The sequence below is a fragment of the Pseudomonas sp. MF09156 genome, from assembly GCF_059862305.1.
In genome coordinates, this window is record NZ_JCBCUR010000027.1 from 1 (window position 1) to 14,593 (window position 14,593).

Consider the following 14,593-nt stretch of genomic DNA (forward strand, 5'->3'; position numbering starts at 1 on the left):
TGCTTTTCGGTCACTTGCTTGACCGCCTGGATTTTGAATTCTTCGGGATAACGCTGGTTGCTCATGGCACCTCCTAATGGGCCTCATTTTAAGGCTTGGAGGTGTCTACGAAACTAGGGGCGATTCAGTTTTATTATTTATAGAACTAAACCAATAAAACTTAATCTTAGAGTCATCTTGTAGAGATCTTTAAGTTAAAAGGCCCCTTTATACTGTGCGATCAGAGATAGGAGGCCCAAACCTATCAAGGGTCTATTCACACGAAGCGCGCAGACAGAATCGCTACAGCGGACCTGATGCTGGTCCCGCAGATCCCGTTAGGGCTGCGCTTGGTGGTCATGACGTCTTGGATATTGGGCTACCTGAAAGAGGTAGCGGTGGTCACTGGACGTACACGCCTTGCCCGCAGAGGGCCACCTTGAGGTGACCTTGCGGCATCTTGAAAGGAAAGCAACGCTGATTTAGCCTGTCCCTCTTTGGGTGAGGGTTTTTAAATCTTCGTCGAACGTGCTGCCAACTTGTTAGTTAAGCCACACGCTACAACTGGCTACGCTGTCTCCGACCACTCCGCCCTGTAAGACGCAGTTCGCTGATCGACGGACTCACCTGCTGCTTCACCCAGCTCCAAATCGCTTCGGACCGTGGTACCGATAAGGAATAGCGCTCAGAGCACAAACTAAATCTAAGCCATCCCGCTATACCGTTTGTAAACTTTTAGCGGACACTGAATTTTTTTGCTCAGCCACTCGAATAGCTCGTTACCTCCAGAAAGCATACCTTCCTCGAACTCATCAAAGCCGAAGAGCTTCGCCGCTTCCGAATCTGACTTAAGTGCCATGCGCACTACGTGATATTGCGCCACCGCCGCGCTTGCATCTTCTTCACCATAGAACACGCAAAAAATAAGCTCCAGCGCATTAAGCTCGAATGGACAGCCTCGACTTTGACTGGCTGCATCATAAAAACCACTTATATAGCCCATCAGCCAAAGATCAATAATCGGTTTTCCGTCGTTGGTCCAGTGAACTAATGGAGGATTTCCTCTATCTTCACCACCGCAGAGTAACTGGTACTGCGCCTTGAGCGCCGAGCACACATCAGCTACAAGGTCTGTCACCGCTGGACTACTCACAGGGTAAACCTTCGGCGCTGGCTCGCTCCGCCTCTTAAAAAAACTCATTAGGCCCATTTGCAATGGATTCCTTTCAACCCGTAATGGCTGAAGGCTACCACATACCCAGCGAATCTCCTGAAGCCCGCACACCATAAGCACCATTGAGGCGCTCGCATTGCCTCCGTACAGATCGAACGCCAGCGACCCTCGAATCAGCCTTCTGATAATGCCTCAATCAGAGCTTCGGCCATTCGTTTTACCTCAACCGCACTCCCAGCCCCGTACAGGTCATAACTGATCGACCCCGAGGCGTGCCCCAAGATGGACTCAGCGGTCCCCACAGGCACCTCAGCGGCCTTCAGGGCACCGGCCAGAGAGTGACGCAACGAGTGGAAGGTCTGGGTCCGATCAGCTTTCAAGCTCAAGACATCCCGTAGCGCCCCATTAAGCACGTTCGAGAACTGACCAGCTCCCAAGGTGAACAGCCGAGAGTCGGCCTTCCTGACAAACTCAAGGAACGCCTGAAGATCAAAACCATAAGCGCCATCAGTCAGAGGCACAACACGGAGAGCATTCTTGGTCTTGACCGTCTTGCCATCGTTCCTATTAATGTCGATGACCCACACGCCGCTGACCTGTTTAACGTCAGCCTTGGTCAACTGCCTAAGCTCCTCAATACGGGTCCCAGTGATCACCCCAAGGGACAACGCCCAGCGCTGCCATGCGTCCACAGGAAGGGACTTAGCGTGAGCCATTAGGGCCTTTACCTGATCCTGAGAGAACGCCTCACGGGAACTGTCAGCGCCTTTCGTTGGCTTCAGACCCTTATCAAAACTCTTGTCGAGGTAGCCGTTATTCACAGCCCAATCCATGACCGTCGATAGCCGGGTCAGCAGCTTCTTAACCGTCGAAGGCTTACGGTCCTCAAGGAGCTTGTTCCGAAGGTTCTTCATGTCCTCCCGTGTGTGGGTCTTCATGTCCAAGTCGCCAAGGATCGTGCCGATAGCCTCACACGATGACTTCACGTCCCGCATGGTGCTGACCTGAATGCTGTCTTTGCGTTCCGCCATGTAGAGCGCGGAGAGGTCCTTGAATGTCAGACCTGAAAGAGCACTTACAGATAAGGGCAGGGAGAGGGCCACAGACGTGCCACAAGATTCGCCATTGAGGTCCTTCACGATCTCGACCAGTTTCCCCGACCGGCCCCGCATACGCTCCTGCGAAGCCTCAAGGATCTCAAGGGCCTTACTCACTGCCCGTTGCTGATTGATGCTCAGGGGCAACTTTGCGGATGCCTTACGCAACGCCAAGTGATGCTCATCGTTGATCATCTCGTAAGCGACCAGTGAGCTGTCACCGTGTGCCATCGTCAGGTTGTACTCAGCGAACTCAATCAAGCGCTCACGGAGTTCGTCCCATGACGCCTCAGGGTTGTCCAAGTGGTAAGCCTTGAGAGTCGAAAGAATGTCGTCGGAGATGGTCATTGCGGTGGCCTTGTCGGTAGTCCTAAGTGACAGCGTGAAGAAGCCCTTAACGGTTCCTTGAGGGCGAAGGCGAAGGTAATAGCGACCAGACCGGCGATAGTGGTACGGCTTGGCGAGCGCAGTTTGTAACAGGTTTGTCCCACTTGGGGAGTGGTGGTTGACGGTCATCGGCTGAAACCCCTGTATCCATTGGGTTTAGCCTCACAGGGTCGAGTTCTACAGCAACTCGATGATGGCTTTGCCGATGGAACCCGCCTGGCTGTAAATGATGTGGTGGATGATCTGCGGATCGAGCTCGAAGGGCAAACGCATGGGGCCTCCTCATGACTTCAGGTCAGAACTGGGATAAATGCGCCGTCCCTGGGGGAGGGTGGACACGCGATCATTGATGCCTGCGATCACCATGCATGTCGAAAGCCAAACCGAACCCCTGTTGCGCCGTATTCAGCGGGAGTGGGCGTGACCGGTCGACGTTTGCGCTATGAAAGGGTGTTTTCAGAAGAGTCGAGCAGGTCGTACGTCAGAGCCGCGACCGTATTGTCACGCATCGCTGACAGCGACCACGGTGGACGTCAGTGGAACAACTTGACATGATTCCGAGATAGGTAGGACGCTATGCAACCGGATGAGCGTCAGTTCAAAAATGACCTGCAATGAGATTGTGATGGCGAAGACGCTGACCGATGCATACCTGGTGCTGCTGTTGGCGGCGACTATTCACGGCACCGATGCAGCCGTGCGTGATACGGCGAAGCGTTGTGCGAAAACGTTGCCCAGAAGCAAACGGGATGTGATGTACCAGATCGTCGACAGTAAGGAACCGCTCAAGCTTGTATTCCATATCGCGGCGAATCTGGACTGATGTGGCAAGCGAGGAGAGTCAGCAAGAGTCGGAAGCCATGGGGCCGTGAATGGAGGCCGTAGATTGGTTTTCCGGGAGCTTCTCCATGTGCCGCGAACTGTGTGTGGATCTCAGTGGAACTCCATGGACGCTGGCTGTTGCCCGGTGAGCGACTGGTGGTTGGCGCAATCGCTCAGCAGGAAAGGTGCACGCAGGGCGGGAATGATCACTCGTTCTCGGCTGGCTCCGCTGCAGCGGGCTTGGCCCCGAGCACGACAGACTCAAGGCGATACGGCAGGATCCCGGCGCGGCGCGCTTCGATCTTGAAGGTCACACGCTCGTTTTCGTCCGCATCCTCCCAATCGTCTTTCACCGCCCGACCTTCGACCAATACGCGCATGCCCTTCTGGTACAGTGTTGCCCAGCGTTCGGCGTCGCGATGCCAGATTTCGACCGGCGCCCAGAATCCCCCACGGTCCTCAAAACCGTCCTTTGTCGGAATAGGGTTGTCAAAGTAGACATTCAGGCGCAGCAGCCTGCGCGGCTCATTGTTGCCGTTCGGAAACTCGCGGAACTCTGGCGCCGAACCGATGTTGCCCTCGCCGTAGAAATGCGTGCTCATGAGTGTGACTCCTTGGGGTTGGTGGCGTGGACACGCCGCTGGTAAGCCTCCTCGGCATGGACCAACTTGCTGGCGCACTCCGAGGTTTGGCGGACGATGCTGTGAGTGAGGCTGATCTGCATGTTCAGCACGATGCGCTGCACCTCGATGGCGTAGAGGTCGTCGATCAGCGATGTCGGTATGCCGGGGCTGGCAAGCAGCTCCTCCCACAGCGCAGTACCCATGCGCGAGCGATCAAGGTTGCGCCAGCGCAGAAAGGTCGTGCCTGCGCCAGTGGTTTGCTGGGCCAGTTGCACGGCAAGCAGGTTGAAGGGGTGGCTGCGGGCCTGCGACAGCACCTTGCGCTGCGCCAGTCCGATTAGATCGTCCCGCAGCGCTTGGCACTGGCTGGCCCAGGTCGCAAGCTCCCCATTACCTTTAAAAGGCTTTAAAAGGCCTTTTAGGTAGGCAGCCTGTTCCAGCCTCTGGAAGTCCGCCTGTTCCAGTGCCAAGAAGCGGTTGGGTGAGGTCATGCTGGGTGGTCCTCGCCGTCCAACGACAGGGAAGAGTCGTCGTCCAGAGGCCCTCCGGCAGATACGGCTGGCTCAGCCGCTTCGGGTTCACCGGCTGGCGCAACGTCGGAGGTTGTTGACCGGGTTGGCGCCGATGCCAAAGGGGCGCGACGGATGAGCGGTGGCGCAAAGCGTGAGCGGCGTGTGCCTTCGAGCACGTCCTGCGGCAGTTCGCCGTATTTCTCCAGGGCGGCACGCGCCGCGGCATTGTTGGCAGCGAAGTCGTCGCGCTGGGTGCCGGAGTAGCGGTACTGCTGCGCCAGGCTGAAAAGGCTGCGCAGCGCATGTGCGCCTTCATTGAGCCAGCGTTCCAGGGTGCTGCGGTCGATCAGGGCGATGTGATGCGCCAGGATCAGACGCCGGGCCAGGTCGTCGTAGTCGGCCAGCAGATAGACCGCCATGAAGCCGAGTTGCGAGGCCACGAACAGCGGCAGCTTCACCGGCTGGACGTTGAGGTTCTCGCCCAGACTGAGTGCCGTCGGTACATCGGCCAGTGCCTGGTCGACTTGTTCGCGTAAGGCCTGAAGCTGTTCTTTTGTGGTGCTGAGCTTGTCCTCAATGCGCAGCATCCACCAGTCGGAGTAGGGATCATCCTGCTCGGCGCCGCGCTTGAGCTTGGTCATGATGGCGACAAAGCCGTTGAGCCCGACAATGCCCGACTTGTCCTCGGAGGGGGCGCGTCCATGCCAGATGCGAGATGCATGATGGGTATGCAGCGTCAGCGACATGGCGCTGCGCAGTGACCCAAGGTTCAACTGCAGGGAAGATTCGGGTTCGGTGGCCATCGTGACGACTCTCGGTGAGGAAACGAGTCGCCAGCATCGGCATTGACCGGAAGGGTGTCAGTCATCAAACCGCACCGCATGAATGCCTGTTTGTGAATTCGCACTGCCGCAGTGGAATCTTGCACCTCCCCGCGGATGAGATGGGGGCGTGAGGCATTCTGCGTCCGTTACCCGCCACCGTTGCCGGAAGGCAGTGTGTTCATCTATACCAGTGGTATAGGCGACCATGGCCTTCGGTGGACTCCTCCATGCCGATGACCCGGAGCAGGAGGTGATGCGTTGCAGGGAAGGCAGTCTGTTCAACTATACCAGTGGTATAGGCGACGGTGGCCTTCGGTGGACTCCTCCATGCCGATGACCCGGAGCAGGAGATGATGCGTTACAGGGAAGGCAGTGTGTTCATCTATACCAGTGGTATAGGCGACAGTGGCTTTCGGTGGACTCTTCCTGCGAACGACGGCGGGACTGGAGGTAATGCGTTGCAGGGAAGGCAGTGTGTTCAGCTATACCAGTGGTATAGGCGACCCTGGCACTCGGTGGACGCACGCGCAGGCCGCCGCAGTGCATGGACAGATCGAGCCATGGCATGCTCGTCATCTAGAAAATTTGCGACGGCTGCGTTCAAGGCAGGCGCATCAGTGCCCGCAGACGGGCGATATGTTCCTGTGCCACGGCGGGGTCCGCAGGTGGCGGTGATTTCGGGGGGGGCGACTCTGGTGCTGTCGTGACGCTGGGTGTCTTCTGTCCAGCCCAGGCGCGGAACTCGCCACGCATGGCTTTCTGGATGATGCCGAACAAGTACCCCGCGGGATTGCGTACCGTGCTGGCTTGGCAGCGGACATTCCATTCGTCGAGGATGGCCTGGTGCAACTGCGTATCCACGGGCTGTAGGGCGGCGAGCGCGCCTGATTGCTGCTCTGCTTTGAGTGCCAGGAAGCGCTCGGGGAGTCGAAGCATTCCCAACTCGTGCGTGCGCGGTACAGTACGTACTTCTTTTATTTGTTTTTCTTTACGTACAGTACTATCGGTCTTCGGATTCCGAAGTGAGCCGGATTTACTGGGCTTTTCGCCTGCTTCGGATTCCGAAGTCGGACGCGGCTGATTCCGAAGAAGGCTGTCTGGCCCTTCTTCGGAGTTGTGGGCATCCTCAGGCTGTGGATAAGTCGCCGTCTGAACCCAGCCCTGCGTGGCCAAGCGCTGCGACAATACCTGCAACCGGGTGGGAAGCAGTTGGCCCTTGAGCAACGGATCTTCAGTCATCTCTTTCGGCACATTCACACCGACGCGCTGGATGGACTTGCTAGCGTGGGCCAAGGACTGGCTGACCAACCTCAGGTAATCGGCGTCAAGCTGGATGGCTTCATAGGGCGTCAGGGGCTCATCGTGCAACACATAGAGGTTACCCAATATCCGTCCGGTCTTCGGGTCACGCCTGCGACGCACCAGGCTGATCCAGCGCGTCAGCCTTAGCAGCGTCAGCGCGCGAGCGACAGTTTCATGGGATGCGCGCGCCGTACACGGCATTGAGGCCAGCCAGGGAGCGAGCTGGTCATAAGTGGGAAAGGCCGTGACCCCGTCATCATTGAGCAGCAGACGGAAGACTTGCCAGGCGTTTCGTTCAAGCGGGGTCAGTCGATTGTCCAGCAACAACGCACGTGGCACGCTGTCATGACGATTGCCACTGAAGATGAATCCATCAGACGGAACTGGTGGTGCCGGTGCCATGGTCGGGGGAGGCTGCATGTGCTGCAGCGCCTCGTCAAACAACTCCCCCAGCGATACGGGACCGCGTGAATGGCGTGGACTGCCCATCAGGTCAGCCCTTCATCAATCCACCCTCGGATAGCGCTCCAAATGACTGAGATGGGCAGGCCCGTAGACTCCGCAAGATCGGCTGTAATTGCAAGCATTGCCATGTCGTCGGTCAGCGCAGTGCCACGCTCTTTTACGGTTCCAGACCAGCGATGCCAGAGATCGGAATCCTGATCCTCTGTCAGAACCGGATGCCGGCCCTTGCGTTTCGGTAGCCCGATGACGTCGCGCCTGAGGGCGATTTCCTGATGGTTCAGGCCATAAAATTTGCTGATGAGTTCTGTGCTCGCGCCCAGTCGCAGGAACCGGTCGATCTCCTCGATTTCCCGTGAGAGATTGTCTACCTGGCTCAGAAGGCGTCGCAGCACTTCCGGGTTCACGCTCACGGAACACCAAGAGACGGTGGCGTTGGCCAAGAGGCTGGCCATGGCCGGATGCTTGAGTGCATCCAGCGCCGCATCGTCAAATCCCATGGACTTGGCCCGGCGCAACTGGCCATTGCGTAAATCATGGAGCGCTTGCGCGATGACGGCCTGATTGAGCGGATGCGGTTCGGGCATGGTCGGCGCCCTCATGATCCGTTCAGGGCGGCATCGCCATCAGTGATGGCCGCCTCGATGTCCAGCAGTCGCCGAGCGAGTCGCACCAAGCGGAAAAGCTTCACCAGGCTCGTATCGCTCAATCTAGCGGTATGTTGTGATGAAGGGATGTGTTCCAGCCCCAGCAGAAGAGCGCCAAAATCCCCGGGCATCCGTAAAGGCGGAGTCCGATCCGGCTGATAGGGAATGCTCAGGCTATGCAGCAGCAGTAATGCACCACGGAGATTTAAGTGCGTGTTCGCATCGGCAGATATTCCCGCGCATGTGAAGCCGATGCCCTCGTCGCAGGCGACAATGGTCTCTTCCAGACCCGCATCGTTGGCGATCTCACGCGCGAACTGAGCGATGTGGACGCGCAGCCGATCCGGCGTATCGAGGCCGGGATCGATGTACCAGACATCCGAGATGGGGTAGAGACCGCCTGCCTGAACAGGGATGGCCTGCAGCACGCTGGTTTCGAAATCAGGTGGCGTCTCGCCGACATGGTCGGTCACCAATCGTTGGATCGACTGTAGGCGCTCGGTGGTCGCGGCAGGTGAGACGATATGCTCCTGAAGTAAAGCCGAGTGATCGTCCTTAGCATATTGATCGTCATTCACGTCGGCCGGAGGATGTGTCGCAGGCCCCTCTTGAATCGAAAGGGTATCGCTTGCCGGTATCCTGGGTGCCTCTGTTACCCGCGGTGTGGATGATGACGTGGGCGGTGCGACTACGGATGGAGATGTTGGCTTGGTCGTGGAGACCGACCCTGTGGTCTCCGGACCTGGCGGTGTGTTCGGTTCACTAGTAAGCAACTGCCAGCGCTTTTCGGAATCGGTGATTTCGAACATCAGCGTGTCATAGTCCACTCCGAGTAAGTCGGACATCTGGCCGATCAGCTCATCCTGCACCCGCTGCGCCGCAAAGCTCCCTGGTGTGTCGAGCACCATCAGAACCTCCTGGAACAGCGTTGCAAAATCAATGCTTAGACTGTTCGTGGTCACGCGCGCATCCCAGATCCTAGAACCGGCTCTACGCAGGCTGGTCAGTTGCTCGACCTGGGGGCGTCCCAGACCGGCATAGAGCACGTTCGGTATCGCTGGCAGCAGGAACTGGATGGCCTCCTGCATGCGGCTGATGTGGGGCTGAGGCACGGGGTAGCCGTCAGCCCTGAGACGTCGGGCAAGCTCTGACTGTGACAGCGATTTACCATCCTCTTGCTCATAGAGCTCACGGACTTTTTCGACACCCAGAGCTCGTTCGATAAACGACAGGCCACCGTGAAGTTCGTTTTCTGCCAGATGTCCCGTCAGGGCGACGATCTCACCGCGCTCCGGCCATGGCCGAAACAGGCAGCCGATACGGAAGAATCGCTCGTCCTTGCTCTCACTCCACAGATCGCGCAGTATCGCCAGGCGGGTGTTCCCACCGTTACGAATGATGTAGTGATCGGCACCGGGGCGCCGGGTGATAGGCGGCGGGGCATCCAGCCCACGCTGGCGGATGGACGCTTTGATTTCCTCGTACAGCGGGTTTCGCGTCAGCCGCGGGTCGAGCTCGTAGGGGCGCAACTGATCCAGCGTCACCACCATTGAAGTATCAGCGATCGGATCTGTCAGGGCATTTGCAACAGGGCCAGAGCGTCCAAAACCGTCGCTCATCAGCTTGTTGGCCATCTCTTGCGGGGAGACATCAGTCATAGTCGGCTCCCTCTTGATCGGGGTGCTCGACCACCGCGGCGTGTCGTTGTGCGCGACGCAGCATGGCGCGTGCATTGCGTTCTGCCCGGTGATCGCTGGCTGTCGCGCTGGTATAAATCGGTGGTAAGCCCGGCTTGACGAATTTGAGGTGCCCGCCAGGTGTCCGGGAGACATTCCAACCCTCGCTCAGGGCATGTTCAATCAGCGGAAGCAGTCGCTTGTGGCCACGGACCAGTTCATGGGCGTTTGACATGAGAGTGTCTCCCCTCAAACTTCCCGGTGACCCGGGTGAACTGTTCCTGCCATTGCGGACACAGTTCGTTGGCCAACCCGCGCACAATGTCTAGTGCGGCTGCAGCGACTCGGCCAGTGGGCCGTCGGTGCTCAACCCGATGGACCGGCAAACCACGCGTTGCCGCTCGAGGAAATGCCTCTATTGCGGGGATTTCGGTACGCAGGACGTGAACCCCTTCCTGCTCTCGGAAGATCAAACGCAGTGTCTGCTGGATCAGCTTTGCATTGGCTGACACTGCGGGTACGCGGTTGAGCAGGAGATGAAGGTGTGGCGGGTTAATGCCCAGATGCTTATAGGGAGCGATGTCTTCGATCAGTTGTAAAGTCCCCCGGCGCATTTCACGCGCAGCGAGGATCTCGGGTGTTACCGGCGAGACCGCCTGCTCGGAGGCAAGCACGGCCATCTCCAGCAGCACACTGCGAGCGCCTTGAGTATCGAGTAGCACCAGATCGTAATGGGGTTGGAACACTGGCAGTAGATGACGCAGTCGAAGGCGTCCGTCCGGTGCGTGCAGCAACAGGGTATTCAGTTGCCGATGCTGGTCATTGGACAAAATGACATCCAGGCCGCCAATGACCGTGCGTGAGACCAGTCGCGCAATGTCGCGTTCGTTGCATGCCAGCAGCTCATAGATCCCGCACGGCGCGCGATGGGTAAGCTCGTAGTACGAGGACAATGTGGGCTGCATGTCCAGGTCGAGCAGCAGGACCCTCAGGCCGGCATCAGCAATGAAACCGCCAAGGTTGGCGGCGACCGTGGTTTTGCCTACGCCGCCTTTGGTCGAGATAACAGAAATTACCTGCATGGCTTGCTCCTCTTCGGCAAGGAATGGGGAGCTAAGTCAGACGCGTTCTTTAAGACGGTCAGTGATCCACTGGTCGATCTCTGCGGAGTCCCAGCCAACGGCGCGGATGCCAAGTTTTATGGCTTTGGGGAATTGGCCCGCCTTCATGAGGCTGTAAAGATAGGCGCGCTTGAAGCCTGTCTTGGCCTCAACTTCCGGGCGGCGAAGGATGCGTCGCTCCGGGGCCGGAGCAGGGTTCTGTTCAGACATAGCGGTCACTCCTTAATGCTCAGTGGCACTTCTCGGGTTGACCCGTATTGAATCGCTGCCACCCCTGAAGCACTTCAAACAATAGGACGGTACTGACCACCGTATTGATGTTCCGTCATTCGGCTGCGAGGCAAAGCATTGCGGCCAACTCTATCCGTGGAACTGACACTGTTAAAAGGTTCGGCGTCTTGATAAATAGTCCGTCTGGCGGACGCTCGCTGTTTAATCTATGCGCGAGTGAGCGCGGCATTTTTTGTCATGCGGGCGACAAAAAATGTCCGTCAGTAACGGTAGGTTGCGATTGACAAGCGCTACAAGCTAGCGCGCTTGTGCATGAGCCGGTGCACACCAACTGAATTCAAAGGCTATCCCCTTTATCTCGCGACGATGAAGGGGATATTTGGGTCGTGCTCCAGACAAAAATGTATGGAACTTAATGTGAGAGTCCAGAACTGAGGATGGGGTGATCATTCTTGCTCACGCATCGGTCATGCTTCCCCGATTTGTTGCGCTCTTTTAATGAAGCGCTCCAGTTCTGCTGAAATTGGCCTCTCCGGTACAACGATGAATGTTGCCGTGTCGGGGATATCGTCGATAACCGGCCGAACAATTACGTCAGGGTGGTTGTAAATGGAAAGCTGCGATTCCAACCCTATTCCAATGCCATAGCCAGCGGCCACCAGCATCATCATGGGCTCATGACCAGAAACATGTTCAGCAATGTTGGGAGAGGGCAGAGAGTTGTCCTCAAACCAATGATTAATGACATTGCGTCCTCCGGCGCAACGTTCAGGATGGCAAAGAATCAGGGGGTACCGGAGTGCTTCCCCAAGAGGCACTTTATCCAGGGAAAGCAGCGGATGGTGAGTAGGAATGGCAATAGCAGGGCGTTCGGCCCAAACCCTTAACTTTGTGAAGCCATTGGTGGCTACTGTGCTGTCTACAGTGAAACCCGCATCTATCTCGTCGTGTAGGAGAGCTTTGTGCATCTCGTTGACGGTCATTTCAACGATCCGAATCTCGGTGGCAGGTTCCTCCTCACGGCATCGAGCCAGTAGCTGTGTCAGCCGAGGCTGAGCCAGGCTATCGGCGATGGCGATACGTACCCTGCCGCGATAGCCCTGGGAGGCCGATTGCACTCGTGTCTGGGCTATATCCATGAATGCAAGTACGCGGCGAGCCTCTTCACGGAAAATCTCCCCTGGCCAAGTCAGCTGTATACGCCCCTTGGTGCGATGGAGCAGTCGGACACCGAGATAGGACTCAAGATCTCTTATGGCTCTGGACAACGGGGAAGGTTCGATGTGAACTCTGGCCGCCGCACGAGCAAAGCTTTGTTCTTCAGCGACGATAAGGAAATAGCGCAGGTGACGTATCCTCATGGTGTATCTTCCTTTTTGGTTGTTGACATGCTCTTTGACAGCGGGCAGTGCACTGTTATTAGCGCAGGTATTGGTTTCGGTGAACCGCTGTGTGATGCAATCCACAAGTTTTGACGCAGCCGAAGTTGACATGCACAGGTCGTAATCCTGTGACTGCTTCCTGAAGTGTTGATCTACCGGCGCCGCGTGACCTGCAGTTGCCACAGGTGCTCGATCGGTGGGGCGGGCCGCAGCCCTTGCGTTGGTACAATGCCGTGCGCAGATCGCTGCTGGCAATCGCCGTGATGTTGCATTACGAGCAGCGGAGCTGAGAGGTCTGAAGGTGAGGGCCCTTCCATGTCATGGGGCGCAGCACATGCACTGCCGAGAGACCGTTTTGTTGAAGTAACGAGCGGTCTGTTGTATTCACCACCCTTCCTGATGACTCGCCCGAGCGATGATTTATGCGAGGGCTTTGGAGCGCCAGACCATCATTTTTCCCACCTACATTTCTTTCATTGTGTGCGAAATCCCGCCCGCTCATACAGTGGTCAGCACTCAAAAGCGGTAGTTTGTGCTTAGTTCCAGCGTCCGTGGTGCGCCGGGCGTGATCAGATCCACCGAGCCATGCGCTGATGCGTAATAGTCCTTGTCGAAGACATTGCGCAGACGCAGGGCCATGTCCAACATCGGCCTGGCGGCGATCACCTTGGTGCTGGTGTTGCTGCTGAGCAAAATCGGCAGCTCCACTATCTCGCGCCTGTCGATTTTGCTGGCGATGGTCATCGGTACGCTGATTGCGGTGTTCCTCGGCATGGCGGATTTTTCCACCGTCACCCAGGGGCCGATGTTTGGCTTCCCGACGCCGTTCCATTTCGGCATGCCGACCTTTCACATCGCCGCGATCATTTCCATGTGCATAGTGGTCATGGTGACCCTGGTGGAAACCTCGGCCGACATCCTTGCCGAGGGTGAAATCATCAACACCAAGGTGGATTCCAAGCGCCTGGGCAACGGCTTGCGGGCCGACATGCTGTCGAGCATGTTTGCGTCGATCTTCGGTTCGTTCACCCAGAGCGCCTTCGCCCAAAACGTGGGCCTGGTGGCGGTCACCGGAGTTAAGAGTCGTTTTGTGGTGGCCACGAGTGGGCTGTTCCTGGTGATTCTCGGGCAGCTGCCGTTCATGGGCCGGGTGATTGCCGCAGTGCCGACCTCGGCGCTCGGCGGGGCGGGTATCGTGTTGTTTGGCACGGTGGCGGCGAGTGGTATTCGCACCCTGTCCAAGGTGGATTACCGCAACAACATCAACCTGATCTTCGTCGCCACCTCCATTGGTTTCGGCATGATTCCCATCGCTGCGCCGAGTCTTTACGATCACTGAAGTCGCTTACAGAAGTTGTTCCCACTTGGAGGGAACCACCCGTGTCACCGGGTGAATCTAGAAGGCTGAATCAAGAGCGCCTTTGACAATGTAACGAGGCACCGCAAGGTGCGGGGTACCAATCGCGAGAGGCGTAATGACCCAGGCATGCGGAATACATGGTTTGCAACAGCTGGTCATCAATTGAGCAAGCGTTGTGTGCAGCTGACGTCGCGAGCAGGCCTAGGGGCGCAAAGTCGCAGCCGATGCAGCCGATGCAGCTGATCCAGCAGGCTGGCATGGCCATGTACAAAGCCAAGCAAGCAGGGCGCAACAATTTTCAGTGGTGCACCAGCGATCTTAACCAGCGCGTTTGCGAGCGGATGAGCCTGCGCAACGACCTGCAGAAGGCCATCGAACGCCAGTCGTTCAACCTGCACTATCAGCCGCAGATAGAAGCGCGTACTGGCCGGGTGATCGGGATCGAGGCGCTGCTGCGCTGGGAGCATCCGGAAAAAGGCTATATCTCGCCAGCCGTGTTTGTACCGGTGGCCGAAGACAGCGGCCAGATCATCCCGCTGAGCCTTTGGGTACTCGACACCGCGTGCGCACAACTGCGTCAGCTCGGTGAGCAAGGCATTACGGGCCTGTCGATGGCCGTGAACATTTCACCGATGCATTTCCAGCGTCGCCAGTTCGTTGAGTATATCCAGACAGTGCTGAGCAAGCACGGGCTCAGTGCCGGGCAGTTGGAGCTGGAGATTACCGAGTCGCTCTTGCTGCATAACGTTGAACAGGCGATCGACACGTTGCACCGACTCAAGGCCTTGGGTGTACGCATTGCGCTCGATGATTTCGGCACTGGTTTCTCCAGCTCAGCTACCTCAAGCGGTTGCCCATCCACAAGATCAAGATTGACCGCTTGTTAATACAGGAAATCACCACCGATCATCACGATGCCGCGATCACCCAAGGCATCATTTCCATGGCCCATCCCTGACCGGCAATTCTGTCTGGTCCCAGTCCTGAAAATCAG

At 57.4% G+C, this 14,593-nt stretch carries 14 protein-coding genes and 2 pseudogenes; 3 read left to right on the forward strand and 13 right to left on the reverse strand.

The window, feature by feature from the left end:
* Window positions 1-682 precede the first annotated feature (682 nt).
* Both AC19YY_RS29365 and AC19YY_RS29370 read right to left on the reverse strand, forming a co-directional pair.
* Entirely contained in the window at window positions 683-1,132 is a 450-nt protein-coding gene (locus AC19YY_RS29365; RefSeq protein ID WP_131672185.1) for a hypothetical protein, read from the reverse strand.
* A gap of 194 nt (window positions 1,133-1,326) precedes the next feature.
* Window positions 1,327-2,766: a tyrosine-type recombinase/integrase gene (locus tag AC19YY_RS29370; RefSeq protein ID WP_020301029.1), complete on the reverse strand. Its 1,440-nt coding sequence runs from the start codon at window positions 2,764-2,766 to the stop codon at window positions 1,327-1,329.
* Window positions 2,767-3,262: 496 nt separating this feature from the next.
* Here AC19YY_RS29370 and AC19YY_RS29375 point away from each other — a divergent pair, with 496 nt between their 5' ends.
* The gene (locus AC19YY_RS29375) at window positions 3,263-3,460 is read left to right on the forward strand and encodes a DUF7740 domain-containing protein (RefSeq protein WP_500605212.1); all 198 of its coding nucleotides are present in this window, start codon (window positions 3,263-3,265) and stop codon (window positions 3,458-3,460) included.
* A gap of 205 nt (window positions 3,461-3,665) precedes the next feature.
* Here the strand turns inward: AC19YY_RS29375 and AC19YY_RS29380 are convergent, their stop codons facing one another.
* The 11 genes from AC19YY_RS29380 to AC19YY_RS29430 form a co-directional block, all read right to left on the reverse strand.
* Window positions 3,666-4,061, reverse strand: coding sequence for a single-stranded DNA-binding protein (locus AC19YY_RS29380; RefSeq protein ID WP_133077488.1), 396 nt, complete (start codon window positions 4,059-4,061; stop codon window positions 3,666-3,668).
* Window positions 4,058-4,573, reverse strand: a complete 516-nt coding sequence (locus AC19YY_RS29385) for a DUF3158 family protein (protein WP_133077489.1) — start codon at window positions 4,571-4,573, stop codon at window positions 4,058-4,060. The genes AC19YY_RS29380 and AC19YY_RS29385 overlap by 4 nt, the downstream gene beginning before the upstream one ends.
* The gene (locus AC19YY_RS29390) at window positions 4,570-5,397 is read right to left on the reverse strand and encodes a PFL_4669 family integrating conjugative element protein (RefSeq protein ID WP_133077490.1); all 828 of its coding nucleotides are present in this window, start codon (window positions 5,395-5,397) and stop codon (window positions 4,570-4,572) included. Before AC19YY_RS29390 ends, AC19YY_RS29385 begins: the two co-directional genes overlap by 4 nt.
* 621 nt (window positions 5,398-6,018) lie before the next feature.
* The gene (locus tag AC19YY_RS29395; RefSeq protein ID WP_133077491.1) at window positions 6,019-7,209 is read right to left on the reverse strand and encodes an STY4528 family pathogenicity island replication protein; all 1,191 of its coding nucleotides are present in this window, start codon (window positions 7,207-7,209) and stop codon (window positions 6,019-6,021) included.
* Window positions 7,209-7,769: an STY4526/YPO1902 family pathogenicity island replication protein gene (locus tag AC19YY_RS29400; RefSeq protein WP_133077492.1), complete on the reverse strand. Its 561-nt coding sequence runs from the start codon at window positions 7,767-7,769 to the stop codon at window positions 7,209-7,211. The genes AC19YY_RS29395 and AC19YY_RS29400 overlap by 1 nt, the downstream gene beginning before the upstream one ends.
* An 11-nt stretch (window positions 7,770-7,780) precedes the next feature.
* Window positions 7,781-9,487 carry a ParB family protein gene (locus AC19YY_RS29405; RefSeq protein WP_133077493.1) on the reverse strand — a complete coding sequence of 569 codons (1,707 nt, stop codon included), beginning with the start codon at window positions 9,485-9,487 and terminating at the stop codon, window positions 7,781-7,783.
* On the reverse strand, window positions 9,480-9,740 hold the full coding sequence (locus AC19YY_RS29410; protein WP_133077494.1) for a type II toxin-antitoxin system HicA family toxin: 261 nt from the start codon (window positions 9,738-9,740) through the stop codon (window positions 9,480-9,482). Before AC19YY_RS29410 ends, AC19YY_RS29405 begins: the two co-directional genes overlap by 8 nt.
* Entirely contained in the window at window positions 9,724-10,587 is an 864-nt protein-coding gene (locus tag AC19YY_RS29415) for an AAA family ATPase (RefSeq protein WP_133077495.1), read from the reverse strand. Before AC19YY_RS29415 ends, AC19YY_RS29410 begins: the two co-directional genes overlap by 17 nt.
* 36 nt (window positions 10,588-10,623) lie before the next feature.
* Complete coding sequence (locus AC19YY_RS29420) at window positions 10,624-10,836, reverse strand: AlpA family transcriptional regulator (protein WP_028621257.1); 213 nt, start codon at window positions 10,834-10,836, stop codon at window positions 10,624-10,626.
* A gap of 488 nt (window positions 10,837-11,324) precedes the next feature.
* Complete coding sequence (locus tag AC19YY_RS29425) at window positions 11,325-12,350, reverse strand: LysR family transcriptional regulator (protein WP_500605213.1); 1,026 nt, start codon at window positions 12,348-12,350, stop codon at window positions 11,325-11,327.
* A 405-nt stretch (window positions 12,351-12,755) separates the two neighbouring features.
* The gene (locus AC19YY_RS29430; protein WP_500605214.1) at window positions 12,756-12,878 is read right to left on the reverse strand and encodes a hypothetical protein; all 123 of its coding nucleotides are present in this window, start codon (window positions 12,876-12,878) and stop codon (window positions 12,756-12,758) included.
* Between AC19YY_RS29430 and AC19YY_RS29435 the strand changes: the two are divergent.
* Window positions 12,874-13,575 (forward strand): annotated as a pseudogene (locus AC19YY_RS29435) (solute carrier family 23 protein); the annotation flags it as partial. The gene AC19YY_RS29430 and the pseudogene AC19YY_RS29435 sit on opposite strands and share 5 nt — an antisense overlap.
* A gap of 251 nt (window positions 13,576-13,826) precedes the next feature.
* Window positions 13,827-14,551: pseudogene (locus AC19YY_RS29440) on the forward strand (putative bifunctional diguanylate cyclase/phosphodiesterase); the annotation flags it as partial.
* Window positions 14,552-14,593 lie beyond the last annotated feature (42 nt).

Coding starts and splice junctions, on each gene's coding strand:
- AC19YY_RS29380 (WP_133077488.1), bottom strand. CDS start 4,061: ATGAGCACGCATTTCTACGGCGAGGGCAACATCGGTTCGGCGCCAGAG.
- AC19YY_RS29375 (WP_500605212.1), top strand. CDS start 3,263: ATGGCGAAGACGCTGACCGATGCATACCTGGTGCTGCTGTTGGCGGCG.
- AC19YY_RS29425 (WP_500605213.1), bottom strand. CDS start 12,350: ATGTCAACTTCGGCTGCGTCAAAACTTGTGGATTGCATCACACAGCGG.
- AC19YY_RS29370 (WP_020301029.1), bottom strand. CDS start 2,766: ATGACCGTCAACCACCACTCCCCAAGTGGGACAAACCTGTTACAAACT.
- AC19YY_RS29385 (WP_133077489.1), bottom strand. CDS start 4,573: ATGACCTCACCCAACCGCTTCTTGGCACTGGAACAGGCGGACTTCCAG.
- AC19YY_RS29390 (WP_133077490.1), bottom strand. CDS start 5,397: ATGGCCACCGAACCCGAATCTTCCCTGCAGTTGAACCTTGGGTCACTG.
- AC19YY_RS29430 (WP_500605214.1), bottom strand. CDS start 12,878: ATGGCCCTGCGTCTGCGCAATGTCTTCGACAAGGACTATTACGCATCA.
- AC19YY_RS29420 (WP_028621257.1), bottom strand. CDS start 10,836: ATGTCTGAACAGAACCCTGCTCCGGCCCCGGAGCGACGCATCCTTCGC.
- AC19YY_RS29405 (WP_133077493.1), bottom strand. CDS start 9,487: ATGACTGATGTCTCCCCGCAAGAGATGGCCAACAAGCTGATGAGCGAC.
- AC19YY_RS29395 (WP_133077491.1), bottom strand. CDS start 7,209: ATGGGCAGTCCACGCCATTCACGCGGTCCCGTATCGCTGGGGGAGTTG.
- AC19YY_RS29415 (WP_133077495.1), bottom strand. CDS start 10,587: ATGCAGGTAATTTCTGTTATCTCGACCAAAGGCGGCGTAGGCAAAACC.
- AC19YY_RS29400 (WP_133077492.1), bottom strand. CDS start 7,769: ATGCCCGAACCGCATCCGCTCAATCAGGCCGTCATCGCGCAAGCGCTC.
- AC19YY_RS29410 (WP_133077494.1), bottom strand. CDS start 9,740: ATGTCAAACGCCCATGAACTGGTCCGTGGCCACAAGCGACTGCTTCCG.